The sequence below is a fragment of the Dyella sp. SG562 genome, from assembly GCF_011759495.1.
Classification (GTDB): domain Bacteria; phylum Pseudomonadota; class Gammaproteobacteria; order Xanthomonadales; family Rhodanobacteraceae; genus Dyella_D; species Dyella_D marensis.
This window is the reverse complement of sequence record NZ_JAAOYS010000009.1, coordinates 1-22,461: the sequence shown is the minus strand read 5'-3', so window position 1 is coordinate 22,461 and position 22,461 is coordinate 1. Positions and strand designations below refer to the sequence as shown.

The following is a 22,461-nucleotide window of genomic DNA, read 5'->3' as shown; positions in this document are numbered from 1 at the left end:
CTACGCCGGCTTGCGTCGCCGGGACCTGAGCATAAAAAAACGCGCGGCTTTCACCGCGCGTTTTTATCTGGACGTCCGCAAAGCTCAATGCTTCGCGATGCGCTCCGACTCGAACTCATCCGGCGGCACCACCGGCGCCCCCGGATGCGCCTGCGCCTCGATCTCGGCCGCTTCCACCGACGGCGTGCGCCAGCCGGACTTCACACCCCACAGGTAGAACACCAGGCCGACCACGGCGACCACCGCCAGGTCCATGCCGTAGCTGAGGTAGCCCTTGCCGCCGAACGTGGTGCTGCCGGCCCAGGACACCAGGGCCAGGGTGGGCAGGTAGAAGATCAGCCACCATGCGCCCTTGAGCTGGCGGCCGAAGTCGTGCCAGCCGGCCTTGAGCTGGTAGTAGAAGTACACCGGCAGGGCCACGACCATCAGCAGGATGATTTCGCCGGTCAGCGGCCACTTGGCCCAGTACAGCAGTTCCGTCGCCATGATGAAGGCGATGCCGGCGAGCACCGGCAGGCCGGCGATGCGCAGCGGGCGGTGCAGGTTGGGGGCGGTGCGGCGCAGGGTCATCGCGCTGACCGGGCCGGTGAGGTAGGAAATGATCGTCGCCACCGAGATCACGGCTGCCAGCGTGCCCCAGCCGCGGAACTTGAACAGGAACAGATAGGACACCGCCAGGTTGAACCACATCGCCGGGCGCGGGATGCCCCACTTCGGATGGATGCGGCCCAGCAGCTTCGGCAGCGTGCCGTTGCGCTCCATGCCGTAGATCATGCGCGCCGTGGTGGCGGTGTAGGTGATGCCGGTGCCGCTGGGGCTGATGAAGGCGTCGACGTAGAGCAGCATCGCCAGCCAGTGCAGGTTGACGATGATCGCCAGCTCCGCGAACGGCGAGCGGAAATCGATGCCGTGCCAGCCGGACTTCGCCAGCATCTCCGGCGGCACCGCGCCGAGATAGGCCAGCTGCAGGATCACATACACGATAGTGGCCAGCACGATCGAGCCGATCACCGCGAACGGAATGCTCTTGCCCGGGTTGTGCGCTTCGCCGGCGAGGTTTACCGGGCTCTGGAAGCCGTTGAAGCTGAATACGATGCCCGCGGTGGCCACGGCGGTGAGCACCGCGGCGAAGTCGATCGCATGCGCGTCGCCGTGCACGCCCACCGAGAAGTTCTCGCTGTGGAAGCCGCTGGCGATCAGCGCCAGGCCGGTGGCGGCCGGCACGACCAGCTTGAACACGGTGATGGCCGTGTTGGAGCGGGCGAACAGCTTCACGCTCCAGAAGTTGAGCAGGAAGTACACGATCACCAGCACGGCGGAGATGGCGATGCCCGCGTTGCTGAGCTCGCCGGTGCCGTCGGGCATGTGCATGTACAGGTCTTGCGCCCATTTCCACGGCCACGAGGCCATGTACTGCACCGAGGCTTCGGCCTCGACCGGGATCACCGACACGATGGCGATCCAGTTGGCCCATGCGCCGATAAAGCCGACCAGCGAACCGTGCGAGTAGTGGCTGTAGCGCACCATGCCGCCGGACTCGGGGAACATCGCGCCCAGTTCCGCGTAGGTCAGCGCGATCGTCATGATGATGGCCGCGCCGAGCACCCATGCCCAGATGGCGCCGGGGCCCGCCAGGCCCGCCGCGCGCCACGCGCCGAACAGCCAGCCGGAGCCGATGATGGAGCCCAGGCCGGTAAGCATGAGCGCAAAAGGACCGACGTCGCGCCGGATGGAGCTGGAAGAGGACATGCAAACTCCCGCAGGATCTGGATCTCGAAGGCCGCCCCCGCGGACGGCACAAGGGCCGGATGATGACAGCCCCTAGCGCGGCTGTCAGCCCGGCGGGACGGAACTTCGGAAGATTCTGCGGGTGCGGCAAGTGCATGGCGCGGCGCAACATTTGCCGGGAGGGCAAGGGGTTTGCGGCACCTTCAGGGGCGTATGGAGGGCGCTTGGGAAGCAGGCGCGCCCATCCATGGGCGCGCTTCTCCAGGCGGTGCTGCCTTGTGCCTTACGCGGTGATGTGGAGCTCCAGCCAGTCGGAGGCAACCTGCAGCGCGGTCGCGGTCCGCAGATTCTCCGCCGGATCGCCCATGGTGTCGCTCCGTTCCTGCTGCGCGGTGGCGCGCAGGTCATCGGCCAGGGTCGCCTTGTTGCGCGCACCGCCGATGTTGAACGCATTCGGATTGGAAAGTACCCGCATCACCTCGGCCGCGCCCACGCACGGTGCCTGCGCATCGGCGGCCTTGAGCATGTCGTAGACATCCTGGCCGCTGAGACCGGCGTCCTGCAGCCAGCCGATGGCGGGACCACCGGAATGGTTGCTCTGCAGGATGTTCGGAACGATCCGCGCCAGGTCCTGCAGTTCGTCGGGCGAGATGCCGGTGCCCAGCCATTGCTTGACCTGGCCGGGGTCGCTGCTGGCCAGCATGTCGATGTCGCCCGGTTTCAGGTTCACGCCGTCCGCGCTCAGGTATTTCTTGACGTCCGCGTGCACCTGATTGGCATCCGTGATGTCGTCGATCAGGCCGCCGGCGAACTGGAAGGGTGCCGCGACCAGGGAGCCGATGCCATTGATAAAGGCGCCGGGCACTTCGACCCCGCCCACTTCCAGCGTGCTGCCGATCACCGAAAACAGATCGCCGACGACGGCGCCGGCGTAGACGGGGTTGCTTTGCATGCTGTCGAAATCCGACTTGCATGCGCTGCTTGCGGCGATCAGCGACAGGCCGGGCACCAGGCGTGCGCTGAACTCGGCCAGGCTCGCGGTCTTGGTGCCGGCCTTCTCGGCTTCCACCAGCGATTGCAGGGCGCCGCTTGCGAGTCCGGCGGTGGTGCCGAGGGCGGTGGCATAGGAGTTGATCACTCCGCTGGCATTGTCGCCGAGGGAGCCATTGATGGCGTTGACCATGATCGAAGCCATCGCCAACCCTTTGCCGCCCGGACCAAGCTCCTTGAACTCCTCGCCAAGCGCCTTCGCGGTAAAGGCATCTTCCTTGCCTTCGGCCATGCGCGTGTAGTTGGTAGTGATCTGCGACCAGCCGTCGTTGGCCTGGAACAGCGGCGCGGCCAGGGCAAGCAACTGCGTGGCCGCGCCCTTGGCGTCGCCATGGCCTTCCACCAGCAACTGGCCTTGTGCCGCGGCGATGGCTTTGTCGATGAAGTCGGTCTGGTAATCGGAGAAGCCGTTGAAGGCTTTCGTTGCCGCGGGATCCTTGTCGATGGCCACCACGAAGGCCAATGAGGTCTTGCCCTGGCCGGACTGATTCAGATCCTGCATGCACTGGTAAAGCTGCTTGGCATTGTCCGGACTGTGCCCGGCGGCGGCGATCAGGTCATCCTGATGCGCATTCATGTACGAGGCGAGGTCATGCCCGGCATCAGTCTCGGCCTGGTACACCTTCGCGTTGTCGGGGTCGGCGCGATAAGCCTTGATAAACGCCAGCTTCTGCTGGTCGTTCAACGGCCCGGCGTGATTGAGCAGTTCCGCCAGGTGCTCGTCCTTTTCCAGCTTGGCGCCATGCGCATCGTTGTAGGCCTTGAGCGGACTGTCCTGGGCGTTCGCGAGATAGCTTTGCTGGCCGATCGTGGCGGCGGCGATGATGTCCTGCGCCTGCTCGGCCCTGCCGTCGTTCTGCAGCGCATTGGCCAGGGCCATGGCGAGCGTGGGGCGAACGCCGCCGTTCATTGCCACCGTGACGGAATTGAGCGTCTGCTGGCTCCAGTCTTCGGCCTGGTGCAGATAGGCGCCGGCGACCTGGTTGGCCAGATCCTGCGCATCCGGTCCTTCGCCCAGCGCACTGATCACACGCTGCATGCTGCCGAAGGTCTGCTGGCCGGGTCCGTTCATCGAAACCTGCCCCATCTTCTGGATCGCCGGCAGGCTCTGGCGCACTACCGCCGCGGCAAGCGGCGGCGGCAGGCCCTGCATGCTCGCGAGCAGGGCGTGGGCGGCATCGAGCGAACCCGAGCCGTTCCTGCCGTTGGCATAGGCCTGATCGACCTGGACGGCCGCTTCCTTGGCCCAGGCCTGCACGCGCGGATCCGCCGCGACGGCAGCGACCACTTCCGGCGGCTGTCCATTGAGCATGATGCCCTTGAGCTTGTCGGCCGCGCTGGTGCCGTCGAAGTACTCCGGGATCAGTCCGTTCACCTGGCTCTGGAACTTGTACGTGTCCACGGCGCCCTGGATCGTCGCGGCGAGTGACGCATCGCCAGGATGCCGCGCCACGATCGCGTTGCCGGCGTTGTCGATCAGCTGATCGGTCGGCGTGCGGAATGCGATCGGTGTGCCCTGGTTGCGGAACGCCACCTCGCCGGCCACTTCATCGGCGATGGCCTGATTCATGGTCTTCTTCGCCGCATCGATCCGATCCTGCTCGGTGCTGTCCAGGTCGGCGCGCAGGCCGGCGTTGCGTGGCGCACTGCGCATATCGTCGTCGCGCTGCTTGAGCGCGGCCTGGTAAGCGGCAATCGCCGCATCCGTCTTCTGCGCCGGTGTCTGCGTTGCCGGCGCCGCTTGCGTGGCATTCGTCGCCGCATGCGGCGGAAGCGTCAGCACCTGCCCAGGCGGCAGCGCAGTGTCGACGCTGATGTTGTTGCCGCGCGCCAGCTCTTCCGGCGCAACACCGTACTGCTGCGCAACCTGCGCGACCGTCTCGTTGCCGGTGACGGTATGAATCGGTGGCGGGGGCAGCTGGGGCTGTGCGTAGTTGCCGGAATCGTTCGCAGCGATGACTGTCATGGCGGACTCCTTGCCGTGTTGCCGTGGGGACTGGCACTGGCATTTAGACCCGCTGTCATCGAGCGGCAATACGTAGTTTCCCTAGACTCAGGTTCTTGCGCCGCGACGCGCCTTGCGCGTCGCGGCTTGCAGCAAATGCGCGGAAAAAAGATTCCGCTCAGTAAGGACGTCCCTGCCCGTCCGTGCCATACGCGATATGCAGCAGTCGCGGATCCGTCTCGGCGATTTCCTGGATATTTTCCGGCGTAATGCCACGGGCACGCATCGCATTGAGCTGGTCGGGACCTGCGCCGATCAGCGCCTCGCGCTCGTCCTTGTTCTCGATGCCGGCGCCTTCCAGGAACTTGTCCTGCGCTTCCTTGTATTCCTGGTCCTTGTGGTGCTGCTCGATGAAATGCAGCGCCACCACCGCGATGGTCGCCACCGCGATGCCGATCGGCCCGGCAAAGCCACCGAGCATTTCCTCGCCGCCGAACGCGGCCAGGGCCGCGCCGCCCGCGCCCACGCCGGAGAAGATCGCGGTGGGATAGTCGTGGTCGGCCACGCCCTTCACCGCGCCTGCAGCGAAGTAGGCCACGTTGAGCACGCCGATGAATTTCTCGGTGATCTCCGGCGCCGCATGGCCCCATTGTTCGAGCACGTTGTTCTTGTCCAGTGCCTGGATGGTGCCGGTCAAAGCGTTCTTGGCCGGCGCCAGGTCCAGGCCGAAGGCCAGCGAGCCGATCACGTTCTGCACGCTGGGGTCTTCGATGGTCTTGCCGGTCTGGCTGATAAAGGCCGCGCCGGTGATGCCCAGCGCCATCGTGCGGAACAGCATGCCGGCCTTGGCGTCGCTGAAGGGCAGTTCCTTCAGTTCCTGCAATTCCTTCTGCACCGAGGCGAACTCGTTGACCGCTTTGCCCTGCTTGGCGTCCTCCAGCGTTTCGGTGCGCAGCGAGTTGACCACTTCCTCCAGCTTGTCGATGCCCTTGTCCACTTCGCCCTGCGGAATGCCCAGCATCTGCGCGCCAAGGCCGCGGAACGATTCCAGCGCCTGCTTCACCTTGGCGATGCTGGCGTCGTCGGACGGGTTCATCTCGCCCAGCGAAGGCATCAGGTGGCTGACCACATAGGCCTTGCCGACCGCGGCGGTGAAGTCCTTGTCCTTGTGGCCCAGCTCGATCAGCAGCTTCGCGGCTTCGCCGCCTTCCTCGCCGTCGAACACGCTGGGGTCCTGCGTGGCGGCGAATTCGATCGACTGCCTGGTGGTGTCGTCGTCCAGCAGCTTGGCGGCGCCTTCCTTGGTGAGGCCGTAGCTCTTCAGGTTGTCGGGCACGCTGGTGAGCGAGGTGATGTCCAGATCCAGCGCGCGGACGTCGGTGACGAGCTTGTCCTTGTTCGCCTTCAGCTGGTCCTGCCAGTCCTTGCCCTTGCCGTCGATGTATTTCTGGATGGCTTGCTGCTTCTGGTCGTCGGTGAGGCCGGGGCCGAGGTCCTTGATCAGGTTGTTGAGTTCCTCGGTCTGCTTGGCATACGCCTGCATGTCCTGCTTCAGCGTCACCTGCTGCAGGTTGCCCATACCCAGCTTCACCGAGCTCACCATCTGCATGGCCAGCGTGTTCTTGCCATCCGCCTGCAGGTTGCTCGCCACGGCCAGCGCCAGCGCGGGATCGCCTCCGTCGGAGATGGCCTTGGTCACGTCGTTGTTGTTGGCGAGCATGGAGTTGCGTTCCAGATACTTCGCCACATCGCCGGCAAAGTCGCTCTGCGCCGCCTGGCCGGCATCGCTGCCGCCGAGGTTGCGGTACACCACGCTGAGGTCGCGGTAGATATCCGGGTCGGACATCGCGCTCAGCACTTCGCTGTTGCTCGACATCCACGACTGCGTGTCCTGGGCGTTCCACCAATGCGTAGTGACTTCGCGGCCCAGCTCCGGCGATGCGCGGGTGAGCTCGGCTAGATACTTGGCGCAATCGGCGGCGGACTTGCCGCTGGCATCGTGCGCGGCATCGGCCACCCATTGCTTGACGCGCGGATCGGCCAGCACCGCATCCACCACTTCCTTGGGCTGGCCTTGCAGGTTGATGCCCTTGAGCTTGTCCGCGGCGCTCCAGTTGCCGTAGTAGCCGGGGATCAGCGCGTCGGCCTTGGCCTGCACCTGGTAGGTGTGCACCGCGTCCTTGATCAGCGGCGTGGCGCCGGCATCGCCCTGGTGGCGCGCGAGGATGGCGTCGCCCGCATTCGCCACCAGCTGGTCGGTAGGCGTGCGGAACTGGCCCGGCACGCCCTGGTTGCGCTGGGCGACTTCGCCGGCGATCTCGTCGTGGATGGCCTGGTCCATCGCGGTCTTGGCCTTGTTCACCGCATCGTCCGCGCCCTGGCGGATCTCCTGCCGCAGCGCGCCGTTCTGCGGCATGTTGCTGGTGGCCTCGGTGCGGTCCTTCACCGCCTGCTGGTAGGCGGCGATGGCGGCGTCGGTCTTGGCAGCCGGCGTGGCGGGGGCGCCGGGCGTGGCATCGGTCTGCGCGGGCTGCACCGCATTGGGCGGCAACTGCAGCTGCTGGCCGGGCGTGAGCTGGGTGTCGACCGTGATGTGGTTGGTGCGCGCAAGTTCTTCCGGCGTCACCTGGTAAGTTTTTGCGACGACCGCAACCGTCTCCTGCGGCTTGACGATGTGCGGCGGGGGCGGAGGCGGCGTGGCCGGGGGCGTGTAGCGGACGGAAGATCCTGCGTCGACGGGGAACATGGCGCACGCTCCATAGGAAATGAAAAGACCGGCGCATTCAGCGCCGGCCCGTCATGGAGCCGCAATAAGGAGTTTCCCTAGGTGACAGCCGCGCTACGGCTGTGCCGCATCAGCACTCGATCACGTTCACCGCGAGGCCGCCCCGCGAGGTTTCCTTGTACTTGTCCTTCATGTCGCGGCCGGTGTCGCGCATGGTGGCGATCACCTTGTCCAGCGACACGCGATGCTTGCCGTCGCTCTTCAGCGCCATGCGGCTGGCGTTGATCGCCTTCACCGAACCCATCGCATTGCGCTCGATGCAGGGAATCTGCACCAGGCCGCCGATCGGGTCGCAGGTCAGGCCCAGGTTGTGTTCCATGCCGATCTCGGCGGCGTTCTCCACCTGCAGCACATTGCCGCCCAGCGCGGCGGTGAGGCCGCCGGCGGCCATCGAGCAGGCCACGCCCACTTCGCCCTGGCAGCCGACTTCGGCGCCGGAGATCGAAGCGTTCTCCTTGTACAGAATGCCGACCGCGGCGGCGGTGAGCAGGAATTCGATCACGCCGTCGTCGTTCGATTTGGGGCAGAAGCGGTGGTAGTAGTGCAGCACCGCCGGCACGATGCCGGCCGCGCCGTTGGTCGGCGCGGTGACCACGCGGCCGCCCGCGGCGTTCTCTTCGTTCACCGCCAGCGCGTACAGGTTGACCCAGTCGAGAATGGTGAGCGGGTCCTTCAGTGCGGCTTCCGGCTGGTTGCGCAGTTCCTGCGCCATGGCCGGCGCGCGGCGCGTCACCTTCAGGCCGCCGGGCAGGGTGCCGGGCGAGCGCAGGCCGCGGGCGACGCAGTCCTGCATGGCCTTCCAGATGGTGAGCAGGCCGGCGCGGGTTGCTTCCTCGCTGCGCCACACCTTTTCGTTTTCCATCATCAGCTGGGCGATGCTCATGCCGTGCTGCTCGCACAGCGCCAGCAGCTGGTCGCCGGTGGAGAACGGATAAGGCAGGGCGGTGGTGTCGGCGACGATGCGGTCTTCGGCCGCCTCGTCCTGGTTGACGACGAAGCCGCCGCCCACCGAGTAGTAGTCGCGCGTGCCCAGCTCGTGGCCTTCGGCGTCGTAGGCGGTGAAGCGCATGCCGTTGGTGTGGAACGGCAGCTTCTGGCGCTTGTTGAAGACCAGGTCGCGCTTCTCGTCGAATTCGATCTCGTGCCGGCCCAGCACGCGCAGGCGCTTGCTGTGGCGGATGCGTTCCAGCGTTTCGGGAATGCGGTCCGGGTCGACGGTGTCCGGATGCGCGCCTTCGAAGCCCAGCAGCACCGCCTTGTCGGTGCCGTGGCCGCGGCCGGTCATGGCCAGCGAGCCGAACAGCTCCGCGCGCAGGCGCGCCACCCGGCCCAGCACGCCTTTTTCGTCCAGCCAGCGCTCGGCGAAGCGCGCAGCGGCGCGCATGGGGCCGACCGTATGCGAGGAGGACGGCCCGATGCCGATCTTGAAGAGGTCGAATACGCTGACGGCCATGGCTTTGTGCTGGGCTGGACGGGGAACCGGCTATTCTACGCATCCCCCCGCTGCCCCGCAGTCCGTACGCAAGCGTCTGTTGCCGCCATGGCCGACCTGATCCTCTACCAGCGCGACTACTGCCATCTGTGCGACCAGGCCCTGGCCGTGATGGCCGAGGCGCGCGCGCCGGATTTCGACAGCGTGTGGGTGGACGACGCGCAGGCGCTGGAAGACCGCTACGGCACCCGCGTGCCGGTGCTGCGCGACGTGCGCGACGGGCGGGAGCTGGACTGGCCGTTCGATGCGGCGGCGGTGCGCGCCTTCCTGGCGGTGAAACTCAGCGCGACTTGAGCCGGCGCAGTATCTCTTCGCGCGCCTCGCGCAGGATCGAATCGCGATCCAGCCCCGCCACGATGTCGGCCACCGCCCGCTTTGCCCCCAGCTCGCCCCAGGACTTGCCCGCCACAAGATAGCGCTCCGCGGCGCGCCCGATCAGCACCGTGGCATACCAGGCCAGCGCGCCCTGCGCGGCCGCGGTCACCAGCACCGACAGCCCCGCGCTCACGCCCTTCAGCGCCGAAGCCACCAGCTGCATGCCCCATACCGCGCCCATCAGCGCGGCGAGCTGGGCGGAGATCACCGCCACCAGCTTGCCGGATTCGGCCCGCGTCAGCGGCAGGCCATACACGCGCGACAGCTGCAGCACCATCGCCGCATCCATGCCGGCCGCGGCGAGCAGGTCGGCGACGGGGATGGGATTGAGCGCCACCGCCACGCCCTTGGCCAGGCAATAGTTGCGGATCAATTTATCCGCCAGCCGGCGCCGGCTTTCGGCGATGCGTTCGCTTACCTGGTCGGTAAGCCGGCTCGCATACAGGCCGGCGTTGAGCGCGGACAGCGTCTTGCCTTCGCGCCGGGCGATGGCGAGCAGGCGTTCGCGCAGGGCGGCCACGTCGGGCGGCGCCGGCAGTTCGCGCAGATGTTCGCGGCCGTGCTCGTCGGTTTCCATGCGCCGCTGCGGCGTGGGGCGCGCGGCGGCGGAGACCACGTCGTCGTCGCGCACCAGGCCATGCGCGCGTTCGCGCAGTTGCGCGAGCAGGGCATCGCGTTCGGCGGGTGCGTAGCGGTCGGCCTTGTTGAGCGCCAGCAGCAGGGGGCGCTGGGTGGCGGCCAGGGTCTTCAGCGCGTCGAGTTCGTCGCGGGTGAGGTCGCCGTCGGCGACGAAGATCACCAGGTCACTGACTTCGGCCACTTCGAAAGCCAGGCGCTCGCGCGCCTCGCCATCGAGTTCGTTGATGCCGGGCGTATCGATCAGCACCAGGCCCGCTTCGCGCGCTTCGTCGAGCGCGGCCTGCTCGGCCTGGGTGGTCGTGCCGTGCAGCACGCCGACGGTGAACGCCTCGCGGCCCAGCAGCGCATTGCCCAGCGCCGACTTGCCGGCGGAGACGCGGCCGAACACGGCTACATGCAGTTCGCCGCGCTGCAGCCGTTCGAGCATGTTTTCGATGCGGCCGAAATCGCTGGCCAGTTCCGCGCGGATGGCCGGCGGAATGCCCGGATCGTCCAGCAGGCGGCGCAGGCTGTCGGCCATGCGCGCCTGCGCGCGCTCCGCCACGGGCGCCGCGGCGGGTGCCGTGGCGGCGTCCTGCGCGTCCGGCTTTACCAGCCAGCCGCGCAGACGCTGCCACAGCGTGTCGCCGCTCATTACTTGGCGGTGAGCACGAGGTGCGCGTTGACCTTGACGTCGGCGCCGATCACCGAGGTGTCGGCGTATTCGCCGCCGCCCACGCCGAAGTCCAGGCGCTTGACCGTGCCGCTCACGTCCAGCGTGGCGCCGGCGCCGGCCGGCTTGAACGTGACGTTGAGGCTGACCGGCTTGGTTACGCCGCGCAGGGTGAGGTTGCCGTCGGCGATCACCTGCGCGCCGTTCTGGCGGAAGCCGGTGGTGACGAAGTGCGCCTTGGGAAACTTGGCGACGTTGAAGAAGTCGGAGCCGGGCAGGGCGCCGTCGCGGTCCTTGTCGCCGGTCTTGACGCTGGCGAGGTCCACTTCCACGTCGAACTTCGAGGTGGCGAGCTTGGCGGCGTCATAGCTGATCGCCGCGGTGAACTTGCCGAAGCTGCCGTCGAACGAGGCGCCCTGGAAGCTGCTGGTAAAACCCAGCTTGCTGCCGGCGGGCTGCACGGCGTAGTCGGCGGCGCCGGCCAGGCCGGGCAGGGCCAGGGCAAGCAGCAGCGAGGCAAAGGCATGGCGTTTCATCAGCGGTCTCCTTGAGAGGTATCGCCGCGCAGGCGGCGGAAGGGAAGCATGCGCAGCAGGGTGTTGTCGCGGTTCACCAGATGATGCTTCAGCGCACCGGCGACATGCGCCGCCAGCACCAGCACCAGGAACCAGAACAGGTATTCGTGCACGTCGCCGGCAAAGCCGCTCATGTCCTGGTTGGCCTGCGCCAGCGCAGGCAGGTTGAACATCTTGAAATACTGCAGCGGCTTGCCGGCGATGGAGTTGAACCACCAGCCGCTGAGCGGCAGCGCCACGATCAGCACATAGAGCAGCGCATGCACCGTATGCGCGGCCAGCTGCTGCCAGCGCGGGGCGAGGTCTTCGCGCGGCCGCCGTTCGCTGATGCGCCACAGCACGCGCAGCACGAACAGCGCCAGCACCGTCAGCCCGATCGACTTGTGCAGGGCCAGCCAGTTGATCTTCTGCATCGGCCCGTGCGCCAGGTCCATGCACAGGCCGAAGATGCCGTTGCCGATGATCAGCAGGGCCACGGTCCAGTGGAAGAACTTGGCGACCGAGCCCCACTGGCGGTCGTTGCTGCGCAGGCTCATGGGGTTTCCTTCTGAGTGTTGTCGACCGAGTCGTCGAGAATGGCTTCAAGTTCCAGCCACACGGTGACGTTGCGGCCGATCGAATGGGGGCTGGCGGTGATGCCGAAGTCGTTGCGGTCCAGCGTGGTGCGCGCGGAGAAGCCGGCCACGGTATGCAGTCCGTAGATGGTCTTGCCCACGCGGTTGGCGCTGAACGGCAGTTCCACGTCGCGCGTCACGCCGCGCAAGGTGAGCTTGCCGCGCAGCACGCCGTTGTCGCCATCCTTGCGCTCCACCGAGGTGGAGACGAAGTGGGCATAGCGGGCGCCCGCGCTGTCGAGATACGACCCGCCGAGCACGGCTTTGTTCCAGTCCGCATCGCCCAGGTCCAGCGAGGCCAGGTCGATATCCAGCTCGGTGGCCGAGCGGCTCCAGTCGTCGGGATCGAAGCGCAGCCAGCCCTTGGCGATGTGCAGCCGTCCGAACGGGCGGGAGTAGCCGTTGTGGTCGATGCTGAAAACGATCTGGCTGTGGACGGTGTCGTAGCGGTAGTTCGCAGATGCGGCGTATGCGCCGCTGGCGCAGGCGGCCAGGATCAGGGCGAGGGCGGTGGCGCGGGCGAAGGGCATGGCGGGGAAGTCTGGCCGAAGGTGGGAGGGGGCGCCAGCGGGTGTGGGTAGAACGGATTGTTTCTTTGGGCGCTGTGGTAGGTGCGTGGAGCTCGGGTCTTGGTTTAACCCATCTAGTGGATCTTCTCCCCGTCGGGGAGAAGATGGCGGCAGCCAGATGAGGGGCGGGTGCTCGCGGTGGAAAGTCGACGAAGCTCGCTCTTGAGGACGCCTTCGCCTCATCGCTCCGTAGGTCCCCCTCACCCCAGCCCTCTCCCCGCAGGGGAGAGGGGGCGCGTTGAGGGTTATTGGGAGGCTTTTTCCTTCCAGGCATCGAGTGTCAACGTCGCCAGTTCCTTCATGCGTGCACCGCTGCCATCCGCCAGCAAAGCCTTGAGCTTGTCCGCCGCGTCTTCCTGGTCCAGCGATTCGCGTTCGGCCAGCGAGGCGGCGAGTGCGCGGCCCAGGCTGTCGAAGATCAGCGCATAGGCGAATGCATGCAGCACGCCGCCGCCCAAGGTGCCGAGTCCCGGAAAAGCCTTCAGCGCATTGCCGGCGATGGCCAGCACCAGCGAGCTGCCGGTGCGCAGGGTCAGGCGGGCCTGGCGCAGGAAGTCGTCGATCTGCACGTCGCTCACCGGCACGCCGTAGAGCTTCGCCAGCTCGCGGGTCAGCGCGGTGGCGAGCGCGCCCTGGATCACCAGGTCGCTGCCGGGCGCGATCGCGGCCATGGCGCCGATCACCGCACGCTGCGCGTAGCGGCGCACGATGCGTTCCGCTTCCGCCGCGCGGGTCTGCGTTTCCAGCGTGCCGACGCGTTCGTGCAATCCGGCGAGCACCGCGCGTTCGCGCTGCGCTTCCAGTCCTTCGGCGCCGGGCGATGACAGCCGCGCCAATGCCTTCCACAACGCATCGATGGCGGGCTTGCGCTGGCGTTCCACCTGTTCGACGCCGCCATCGGGCAAGGCGCGCTGGAAACGCTCGCTGCCGCCGGCGCTCACCGCGACCACGCCGGCCGCATCGCCGGCGGTCTGGCGGCGCAGGCGTTCCAGCAGTTGCGCGAGTTCCGTCTCGCTCCACTGGTCGGCCTTGTTGAGCACCACCAGCAGCGGCTTGCCGAATTCGGCGAGCCAGCGCACTTCCTGCGCCTGCGTGCGGGTGAGGTCGCCGGCGCAGACATACACCACCACGTGCGCGCGCAAGGCTTCCTCGCGCGCCAGCGTTTCGCGCGCCTCGCCGCCGGCTTCGCGGCTGCCGGGCACGTCGGCCAGGGTGAGCGGACGTCCATCCGGCAAGCCGCTGTCGACGTGCAGCACCTGGCGCGTGGTGCCGCCGCGTACGTCGCTGGCGGTGGCGGCCTGCGGCGCGAGCGCGCGGATCAGGGTGGACTTGCCGGTGGAGATCTCGCCGAACAAGGCCACGTAGACGCGCGCCTCGCCGCGGCGGCGGTCCAGTTCGCCCAGCTCCGCGGCGAGCGTGCCGGTGTCGGCGCCGCGCGTCTGCAGTTGATCGATGCGGCGCTCCAGCGTGCCGCGGTCCGGCGCAGCCACCGCGCGCCGCGCGCGGCGCGGGCGCAGGATCCACCACAGCACCGCCAGGCCGGCCAGCGCGAACAGGGCGAGCGCGCTGCCCAGGGTCCATTGCAGCCAGGCCGGCAATTGCAGGAAACGCTGGGCCAGGGCCAGCGCGCGTTCGGCCGCGGCGAACAGCAGCCAGGCCAGGGCGGCCAGGGCGAGCGCGGCGATCAGCAGGCGTGAGCGGCGGGGCATGACGGGCATTCTATGCGGGGCCTCGCAAGCGCCATGGCGCTCGGGTTGTGGAGTGAAGGCATCTTCACACTTCTGGTCTCGTACCCGCCTGTCCGATTTGGCATGATCCCCCTGCTTAGGGGGAAATTCATGTTGTCTTCACTGCTGCTGGGCCTAGCGCTGCTCGCACCGTCGGCGTCCGTCGCCGACAAGGCCGCGGAGGGGCATGCCCCCATGCCCGCGCCCACGGCGTCCGCCGGCATGGCCGGCGTGCTGCCCACGCCGCAGTTCCGCCGCTACGGCACCTTCAACGGCCTGCCCAGCAGCAGCGTGTATGCGGTGGCGCAGGCGCCGGACGGCGCCATGTGGTTCGGCACCAAGGGCGGCGTGGCGCGCTACGACGGCGTGGCGTTCAAGGTGTATCGCCACGTGGCGGACGATCCGCGCTCGCTGCACGACAACGGCATCGCCACCTTGCTGTTCGACGGCAAGGGCCAGCTGTGGGCGGCGGGACTGGAAGCGGGCCTCAACCGTTTCGATCCGGCCACGCAGACCTTCCAGCACTGGGCGCACGACCCGGCCGTGCCCGAGAGCATCGCCAGCGACAAAGTGTGGGACGCCATCGTCGGCCCCGACGGCGCGCTGTGGATCGGCACGCAGCACGGCCTGGACCGCATGCGTCCGGACGGCAGCGGCTTCGACCACATCGCCGCGCCGCCGCCGAGCAACGACCCCAGCGGTTTCGGCGCGGTGGGCGCGCTGTATCTGGACCCCAAGGGCCGCATCTGGATCGGCACCGACGAAGGCGTCTACGTGCGCGAGCCGGACGGCCGCATCAGCCAGGTGCCGCAGGAAGACCCGAAGGAAACCATCTCGGTGTGGCGCATCGAAGGCGACGGCGACGAAGTGCGCATCGCCGCCGCGCACGGCCTGCTGGTGGTGGGCACCGACGGCATCGCGCGCAAGTTCTGCAAGGACATTGCCGACTTCAACGTGCTCAGCAGCGTGCGCGACCGCGCCGGGCGCCTGTGGATCGGCACGCAGCGCGGCCTGTATCTGCAGATGCGCCGCGGCGGTCCGGTGAAGAAAGTGCTGGACCAGCCGCTGCTGTACGGCAACCTGCCCGGCACGTGGGTGTGGGCGATCAAGCAGGACCGCGAAGGCGGCCTGTGGGTGGCGCTGTTCGACGGCGGCGTGGGTTATCTCGCGCCGGGCTGGAGCGGCATCAGCCGCTTCACCCACATTCCGGAAGACGCCGACAGCCTGCGCGACGGCGTGGCCACCGCGATGGCGCGCGGCCACGACGGGCGCGTGTGGGTGGGCGAGCGCGGCGGCCGCGTCGACAAGCTCGATCCGGTCACCGGCAAGGCCGAGCACGTCATCACCGAGATGCGCGGCGACGTGATCGGCATGACCGAGGACGACCACGACCGCCTGTGGGTCGCCACCCAGGGCAGCCTGTATCGCTACGCGCGCGGCAAGCTCGACAAGGTGCCCACCGCCGGGCGCGGCATGGTGCATCCGCTGGAAGTGGAAGTCGGCCCCGACGGCAAGCTCTATGCGCGCACCTTCGCCGAAGGCCTGTTCCGCGTGGACCAGGACACGCTGGAGGTGACGCCGGTGAGTTTCCTTCCGGCCGAGGAAAAAACGCGCTGGGGCGCGCAGCTCACCCTGGTCGGCGGCGTGTTCTGGTATGCCAGCGATGGCGGCCTGTGGCGGCTGGACCACAGCTACGATCATTTCGAACCGGTGCCGGGCGTGCGCAACGACCGCAAGGTCGACGCTTTCATCTTCACGCCCGACGGCAAGCGCATGTGGATGGCGCGCCCGGACGGCCTGGAGCGCTATCGCCTGGAAGGCGAGCACTTCGTGCTGGAGCGCCGCGTCGATGCTCGCCAGGGCTGGCCCTCGGTAAACGTGGCGGACCTGGCGCTGGACAAGCGCGGCCGCGTCTGGATGCTCGGCCGCGACGGCATGCGCCGCTTCGATCCGGACACCGGCAGCTTCCGCACCTTCGGCCTGCAGGACGGCCTGAGCAACGGCGAATTCGTGCGCGGCTACGCCGCCATGGCGGACGGCTATATCTACGCGCCGACCATGGGCGGCGTGGTGGCGTTCAATCCCGACCAGGACGAAGCCGACGCGCCGAAGCCGCAGGTGGCGATCACCGGCGTGAGCGTGCGCGGCCGCAACGGCCTGCAGCCTACGGTGCTGGGCGGCGGTCCGCTGGAACTGGACTGGCATGCGCGCGGCCTGAATATCGAAGCGCGCGTGTTCTCGTATATCGACCCCGCGGTGAACCGCTATCGCTTCCATCTGGAAGGCCTGGACACCGAGTGGGTGGACACCGGCACGCGCGGCGAACGCGAATTCGCCAGCCTGCCGCCGGGCGACTACACGCTCACCGTGATGGGCGCGGGCGCCGACGGCGTATGGGGCCTGGTGTCCGCGCCGCTGCAGGTCCATGTGCAGGCGCCGCCGTGGGAGCGCTGGTGGGCGTGGTGCATGTATGTGCTGGCGGTCGCCATGTTCGCCTGGATGGCGCTGCTGGTATGGCGCCGCCGCCTGGCGCAGCGCCACCAGATGCAGCTGGCCGAACAGCGCAGCCGCCTGGCCGAGCAGGCCAGCGCGGCGAAGACGCAGTTCCTGGCCACGCTCAGCCACGAGATCCGCACGCCGATGACCGGCGTGATGGGCATGGCCGAATTGCTGTTGAACAGTGGCCTGGGCGCGCAGCAGCAGGAGTACGCGGAAGCGATCCAGCGCTCCGGCAAGATGCTGCTGAAGCTGCTCAACGACGCGCTGGACCTGGCGCGCATCGAAGCCGGCAAGCTGTCGCTGGACCTGGCGCCATTCGATCCGCGCGCGCTGCTGCGCGACATCGCCTCGCTCGAACAGGGCCAGGCGCGCGCCAAGGGCCTGGCCTTCAAGCTGGAGATCGCCGACGACCTGCCGGCGCGGGTGATGGGCGATGCGCTGCGCGTGCAGCAGATCCTGCTCAACCTGGCCAACAACGCGCTGAAGTTCACCGAGCGCGGCAGCGTGATCCTGCGCGCGCGGCGCGAAGGCAGCGAGTTGCGCTTCAGCGTGATCGACACCGGCCCCGGCATTCCGGAAGCCAGCCAGGCGCGGCTGTTCCAGCGTTTCGAGCAGGCCAACGGGCCGCAGCGGCGCGCCGGCAGCGGACTGGGGTTGGCCATTTGCCGCGAGCTGGTGGCGCTGATGGGTGGCCATATCGAACTGGAATCGAAGGTGGCGCACGGCAGCAGCTTCCACGTGCACCTGCCGCTGGAGGTGGTGCAGGAAGAAGCCGCGCCCAGCGCGGCTCCGGCGCGCGCCTCCGGTGCCGCCGGCTTGCGCGTGCTGCTGGTGGAAGACGACACCATCATCGCGGCGGTGGTGCGCGGCCTGCTCGAACGGCAGGGCCATCTGGTGCGCTACGTGGGCAATGGCCTGGCGGCGATGACCGAGCTGGCGCAGAACGACACCGACGTGATGCTGCTGGATCTGGACCTGCCGGGCGTGGATGGTTTCCAGATCGCGCGCCTGATCCGCCAGCGCGAAAACAGCGGCACGCATCTGCCGATCATCGCCATCACCGCGCGTTCCGGCGGCGATGAGGAAGAGCGCGCGCGAGCCGCGGGGATGGACGGTTTCCTGCGCAAGCCGCTGACCGGCGAGCAGCTGGCGGAAGCGCTGGCGGCGACTGTGGTGGCCGAGCCCGCGACGTAGGTTGGGGTGAGCCGCAGGCGAACCCCAACATCGCTACTTCAGGATGTGCAACGCAGCGTTGGGGTTCGCCTGCGGCTCACCCCAACCTACATGTCGTGCTTGGCGACCTCGATGCCCAGCCGCTTGTATTCCCCCCAGCGCGTGCGCGAACCCTCGCGCTCCGCAGGCTCCGCCGCCACCACTTCCAGCACGCGCTCGAAGCGCCCCGCGGGGCAGGTTTCGCGCAGGTTGATCAGCATCGGGCGGTCGGGCGTTTCCACGCCCGGCGGCACGATCAGCACGGCGGTGCTGTCGTCCTCTTCGTCGCCGGCGATCTGGTGCGGGATCCAGGTGTCCTCGTCGAAATCCCACAGCAGCTGGTCGATCGCCTCGGCCTGCTCGAAATCGCGCGCGAGGATCAGCGTCGGCTGCTGCGCCGCATAGGCGCGCTTGGACAGCTCGCACACCAGCAGCAGCGGCTGTTCGCGGAAGCGCGGCTTGTCGATGAGGTAGAAGTCGGCGCGGGGCATGGGCTGCGCGCTTATTCCGCCACGCGGTCGAGCAGCCACTGCGCCAGCAGCGGCACCGGGCGGCCGGTGGCCATGCCCTTGCGGCCTTCGTCCCAGGCGGTGCCGGCGATGTCCAGGTGGGCCCAGCGCTGGCCTTCGGTGAAGCGCGCCAGGAAGCAGCCGGCGGTGATCGCGCCGGCGTTCTTGCCGCCGATATTGGCCACGTCGGCGAAGCCGGAATCCAGCTGCACCTGGTAGTCGTCCCACAGCGGCAGGCGCCAGGCGCGGTCCAGCGAGGCTTCGCCGGCGGCGAGCAGTTCGGCGGCCAGGTCGTCGTGCTTGCTCATCAGGCCGCTGGCGTGCTTGCCCAGCGCCACCACGCAGGCGCCGGTGAGCGTGGCCGCGTCGATCAGCACCTTGGGCTGGAAGGTCTGCGCCGTGTAGGTGAGCGCGTCGCACAGGATCAGGCGGCCCTCGGCGTCGGTGTTGAGCACTTCGATGGTCAGGCCCGACAGGCTGGTGAGCACGTCGCTGGGGCGGTAGGCGTCGCCGTCGGGCATGTTCTCCACCGCCGGCACCACGCAGGCCAGGTTCACCGGCAGGCCCATCTTCACCGTGGCGACGAAGGCGCCGAGCACGCCGGCCGCGCCGCCCATGTCGTATTTCATTTCTTCCATGCCGGCGCCGGGCTTGAGGCTGATGCCGCCGGTGTCGAAGGTGATGCCCTTGCCGACGAAGGCGTAGGGCTTGTCGCCCTCGGCGCCGCCCTTGTACTCCAGCACCACCAGTTTGGGCTTGTTGGCCGAGCCGCGGCCCACCGCGAGCAGCGAGCCGAAGCCGAGGTTTTCCATTTCCACGTGGTCGAGCACGCGGCATGCCACCTTGTCCTGGCCTTCGGCGAAGGCCTGCGCCTGGGCGGCGATATAGGCGGGGTTGCAGATGTTCGGCGGCAGGTTGGCCAGCTCGCGGGCGAAGCGCACGCCCTCGGCGATGGCCGCGGCCTGCTCCAGGCCGGCCTTGCCCTCGTCGCCGCCGGCAAAGGCCAGCGCGCCCAGTTCCGGCTGCGCGCTCTTCTCGCGCGGCTTGAAGGTGGCGGTGTAGCGGTAGGCGGCGTGGTCGGCGGCCAGCGCGGCGATGCGCACGCGCCAGGCGGCGTCGCGGCCGGGGACGTCCACTTCGGTCAGGCAGGACACCGCCGCCTCGATCGGCAGCCGGCCCAGCGCGCGGGCCGCTTCGATGCACACCTTCTGGAAACGCGCGCCGTCGAACGACTTCTGGCCGCCCAGGCCCACCACCAGCACGCGCCTGGCCACCACGCCTTCCGGCGCGAACAGCAGGTTGGTGCTGCCGGCCTTGCCGCTGATGTCCCCGCTCTCCACCTGGCGCTTGAGCGCGCCCTGGGCGGCGGTGTCCACGCGGGCGGCCGCGCTGCTGAACACGCCGTTCTCGTACACGCCCACCACCAGGCAGGGGGTGTCGACGGTTTCGGGAGCGACGGGGCCGAGGCTGAACTGGAGCGTCATCGATAAGATCCTGCGGAGGTCCTGCCGGAGCGGCGGACAGGCTAGACTTGGGGTTTGCCGGACCCGAGCGGGCGCGGCACGGAGCCTTTAACTTTACCTCATGCTGAGCATCCTCGACCGATACTTCCTGCGGGAACTGGCCCAGACGGTCGCCGCCGTGGCTATCGTGCTGCTGGTCATCATGGCCGGCTCGGCATTCGCGCGCGTGCTGCAGCAGGTGGCGAACGGCAGCTTTCCGGCCAGCGTGATGTTCCAGGTGCTGGGCCTGAACATGCTCGACGGCCTGTCCAATCTGTTGCCGCTGGCCGGCTTCCTCGGCGTGTTCTGGGCGCTGGGCCGCATGTACCGCGAAAGCGAGATGCACGTGCTGGCGTCTTCCGGCATGGGGCCGATGGGCCTGCTGCGTCCGGTGGGCATCCTGGCGCTGGGGCTGGCGCTGCTGTCGGGCATCGTGTCGATGTGGCTGGGGCCGTGGGCCGCGCGCACCTCGGATGCGCTGGTGGCCAACGCCAACCGCTCGGTGATCGCCGCCGGCCTCGACGCCGGCCGCTTCACCCAGTTGCCGGGCAAGGGCGGCATCATCTTCGTCGACAGCCTGAGCCGCGACGGCAGCGTGCTGGGCAACACCCTGATGGTCACCGAGCGCCCCGGCAAGGACAACGGCCCGGCGGTGCTGAAAGTGGTCACCGGCCGCAGCGGCCAGCTCTATCAGGACACCAGCGGCGACGGCCGCTATCTGTCGCTGCACGACGGCTGGCAGTACGAGATCCCGCTGGGCGCCGACAACTGGCGCAAGATGAGCTACGCGCGCAACGACGCCGCGCTGTCCAGCGTGCAGAACGACGACAGCGACGAAGACCCCGCGCATACGCTGGACACCATCGCGCTGTCGCGCGTCACCAGCGCCGACGGCCGCGCCGAGTTCGCCTGGCGCATCACGGTGCCGCTGATGGCGGTAGTGCTGATGATGATGTCGCTGCCGATGTCCAAGCAGAGCCCGCGCGAACCGCGCTACGGCCGCATGATGCTGGCGGTGGCCGCGTTCTTCCTCTACTTCAACCTGCTGGCCCTGTGCCGCGGCCAGATCATCAAGGGCCATTGGCACAACGCCGGGCCGCTGTGGCTGGTGAGCCTGCTGATCCTGGCCGGCGCCGCGTGGATGTTCCGCAGCCAGTACGTGGCGCGCGCACCGCGCAAGGCTAAAGCGTGATGGCCGTGTCGCTCCGGCTCAAGCGCGTGGACTGGCTGATCGGCACCACGGTGCTCGGCTCGCTGCTTACCGTGTGGCTGCTGCTCACCGGCCTGGACGCGGTGCTGCAGTTCCTGCGCCAGCTCGCGTCGGTGGGCAAGAACGGCTACACGCTGACGAACGCGGTGGTGTACATCCTGGTCACCTTCCCGCGCCGCATGTACGAGATGTTCGGCCACTCCGCGCTGATCGGCGGCCTGCTCGGCCTGGGCGGCCTGGCCGCCAGCGGCGAGCTGACCGCGCTGCGCGCGGCGGGCATGTCCAAGCTGCGCATCGGCGTATCGGCCGTGGGCGTGGTGGCGGCGATGATCCTGGGCGTGGTGATCCTGGGCGAGACCGCCGCGCCGTGGGGCGACCGCCAGGCGCAGGCGATGCAGCTGCGCATGAAGTCCAGCAATATCGGCATGGCCGGCAATATGGGCCTGTGGGCGCGCGACGGCGACCGCGTGATCAATGCCAAGGCCGCCATGGCCAAGCAGCACGAGGAGCGCAGCACGGTGCAGCTGGCCGACGTGCGCGTGTTCACGCTGAGCAAGGACGGCCAGCTCACCCGCTTCGATTGGGCCAAGACCGCCGAGCACGACGGCCGCCACTGGATCATGAGCGACGTGCGCAGTACTACGCTGGATGATGCGGGTACGCACAGCAAGGTGAGCCCTAGGGAGCAGTGGGATTCGAGTTTGAATCCGCAGGTGCTGGAGCAGTCGGTGATTCAGCCGCAGTATCTGCCTATGCGCGATTTGCGGCGGAATATTCGCTATCTGGAGGCGAATAACCAGAATCCTGGTGTGTATGCGGTGGCGTTCTGGACGCGGGCGTTGTATCCGCTGAATGTGCTGGTGCTGGTGTTGTGTGCGATGCCGTTTGCGTTTGGGACGTTGCGCTCGGGTGGCTTGGGTAAGCGGATGTTTATTGGCATTCTGCTGGCGATCGGGTGGTATTTCTTGCAGAAGGCTATGGTGAATTTCGGCACTGTGTATGGCGTGCCGCCGATGTTGGCTAATTTGTTGCCGGCGGTGATTTTGGCTGTCGCGGCGTGGTTGTACTTCCGTAAGCACGGGTAGTGCTCTTCATTGCGACGTGCTCGTCATCCCGGCGTAGGCCGGACGAGCGCGTAGCGCGAAGAACGCCCGTAGGGCGGCCCCGAAGGGGTGAGCGAAGCGAATCATCCAGTAACGGTATCGTTTGGTTTTCGCGGTGACGCGAACTGGCCGCTTATGCAGCGGGCATTTCGGACGCCTGCCGGCGCCCGAGTCACTTTTTCTTTGCTGGGGCGGTTTCAACCGATCGATGCAACAACTTCCCGCAGCTTCTCGACCGGAGTCAAGAAGCCCAGCGTCTTGCGTGGCCGTTCATT

15 protein-coding genes are annotated in these 22,461 nt (G+C 68.0%); 4 read left to right on the top strand and 11 right to left on the bottom strand.

Going from position 1 to position 22,461, the window contains the following annotated elements; translation table 11 throughout:
- Positions 1 to 84: 84 nt before the first annotated feature.
- The 4 genes from FHW84_RS16210 to FHW84_RS16195 all read right to left on the bottom strand — a co-directional run bounded on the left by FHW84_RS16210 (position 85) and on the right by FHW84_RS16195 (position 8,961).
- On the bottom strand, positions 85 to 1,749 hold the full coding sequence (locus tag FHW84_RS16210) for an APC family permease (RefSeq protein WP_167257020.1): 1,665 nt from the start codon (positions 1,747 to 1,749) through the stop codon (positions 85 to 87).
- Positions 1,750 to 2,011: 262 nt separating this feature from the next.
- On the bottom strand, positions 2,012 to 4,744 hold the full coding sequence (locus FHW84_RS16205; RefSeq protein WP_167257019.1) for a LysM peptidoglycan-binding domain-containing protein: 2,733 nt from the start codon (positions 4,742 to 4,744) through the stop codon (positions 2,012 to 2,014).
- Positions 4,745 to 4,901: 157 nt separating this feature from the next.
- The gene (locus FHW84_RS16200) at positions 4,902 to 7,469 is read right to left on the bottom strand and encodes a LysM domain-containing protein (RefSeq protein WP_167257018.1); all 2,568 of its coding nucleotides are present in this window, start codon (positions 7,467 to 7,469) and stop codon (positions 4,902 to 4,904) included.
- A 109-nt stretch (positions 7,470 to 7,578) separates the two neighbouring features.
- Positions 7,579 to 8,961 carry an L-serine ammonia-lyase gene (locus tag FHW84_RS16195; RefSeq protein ID WP_167257017.1) on the bottom strand — a complete coding sequence of 461 codons (1,383 nt, stop codon included), beginning with the start codon at positions 8,959 to 8,961 and terminating at the stop codon, positions 7,579 to 7,581.
- Positions 8,962 to 9,048: 87 nt separating this feature from the next.
- On the opposite strand from FHW84_RS16195, the gene FHW84_RS16190 reads away from it, so the two are divergent.
- The gene (locus FHW84_RS16190; protein WP_167257016.1) at positions 9,049 to 9,294 is read left to right on the top strand and encodes a glutaredoxin family protein; all 246 of its coding nucleotides are present in this window, start codon (positions 9,049 to 9,051) and stop codon (positions 9,292 to 9,294) included.
- Here the strand turns inward: FHW84_RS16190 and FHW84_RS16185 are convergent.
- The 5 genes from FHW84_RS16185 to FHW84_RS16165 form a co-directional block, all read right to left on the bottom strand.
- Positions 9,281 to 10,648 carry a GTP-binding protein gene (locus FHW84_RS16185; protein ID WP_167257015.1) on the bottom strand — a complete coding sequence of 456 codons (1,368 nt, stop codon included), beginning with the start codon at positions 10,646 to 10,648 and terminating at the stop codon, positions 9,281 to 9,283. The genes FHW84_RS16190 and FHW84_RS16185 overlap by 14 nt on opposite strands.
- Entirely contained in the window at positions 10,648 to 11,202 is a 555-nt protein-coding gene (locus FHW84_RS16180) for a YceI family protein (protein WP_167257014.1), read from the bottom strand. Before FHW84_RS16180 ends, FHW84_RS16185 begins: the two co-directional genes overlap by 1 nt.
- Positions 11,202 to 11,777, bottom strand: a complete 576-nt coding sequence (locus FHW84_RS16175; protein ID WP_167257013.1) for a cytochrome b — start codon at positions 11,775 to 11,777, stop codon at positions 11,202 to 11,204. The genes FHW84_RS16180 and FHW84_RS16175 overlap by 1 nt, the downstream gene beginning before the upstream one ends.
- A complete protein-coding gene (locus FHW84_RS16170; RefSeq protein WP_167257012.1) occupies positions 11,774 to 12,385 on the bottom strand; it encodes a YceI family protein in 612 nt (203 codons plus the stop codon). The genes FHW84_RS16175 and FHW84_RS16170 overlap by 4 nt, the downstream gene beginning before the upstream one ends.
- A 284-nt stretch (positions 12,386 to 12,669) precedes the next feature.
- Positions 12,670 to 14,133, bottom strand: a complete 1,464-nt coding sequence (locus tag FHW84_RS16165; RefSeq protein ID WP_167257011.1) for an Era-like GTP-binding protein — start codon at positions 14,131 to 14,133, stop codon at positions 12,670 to 12,672.
- A 129-nt stretch (positions 14,134 to 14,262) separates the two neighbouring features.
- Here FHW84_RS16165 and FHW84_RS16160 point away from each other — a divergent pair, with 129 nt between their 5' ends.
- Complete coding sequence (locus tag FHW84_RS16160) at positions 14,263 to 17,844, top strand: hybrid sensor histidine kinase/response regulator (protein WP_167257010.1); 3,582 nt, start codon at positions 14,263 to 14,265, stop codon at positions 17,842 to 17,844.
- Positions 17,845 to 17,930: 86 nt separating this feature from the next.
- On the opposite strand, the gene FHW84_RS16155 is transcribed toward FHW84_RS16160, so the two are convergent.
- Positions 17,931 to 18,353, bottom strand: coding sequence for a DNA polymerase III subunit chi (locus tag FHW84_RS16155; RefSeq protein WP_167257009.1), 423 nt, complete (start codon positions 18,351 to 18,353; stop codon positions 17,931 to 17,933).
- 11 nt (positions 18,354 to 18,364) lie between these two features.
- Entirely contained in the window at positions 18,365 to 19,855 is a 1,491-nt protein-coding gene (locus FHW84_RS16150) for a leucyl aminopeptidase (RefSeq protein WP_167257008.1), read from the bottom strand.
- A 100-nt stretch (positions 19,856 to 19,955) separates the two neighbouring features.
- On the opposite strand from FHW84_RS16150, the gene lptF reads away from it, so the two are divergent.
- Positions 19,956 to 21,065: an LPS export ABC transporter permease LptF gene (lptF, locus tag FHW84_RS16145; protein ID WP_167257007.1), complete on the top strand. Its 1,110-nt coding sequence runs from the start codon at positions 19,956 to 19,958 to the stop codon at positions 21,063 to 21,065.
- Entirely contained in the window at positions 21,065 to 22,168 is a 1,104-nt protein-coding gene (lptG, locus tag FHW84_RS16140) for an LPS export ABC transporter permease LptG (RefSeq protein ID WP_167257006.1), read from the top strand. Before lptF ends, lptG begins: the two co-directional genes overlap by 1 nt.
- Positions 22,169 to 22,461: the final 293 nt, after the last annotated feature.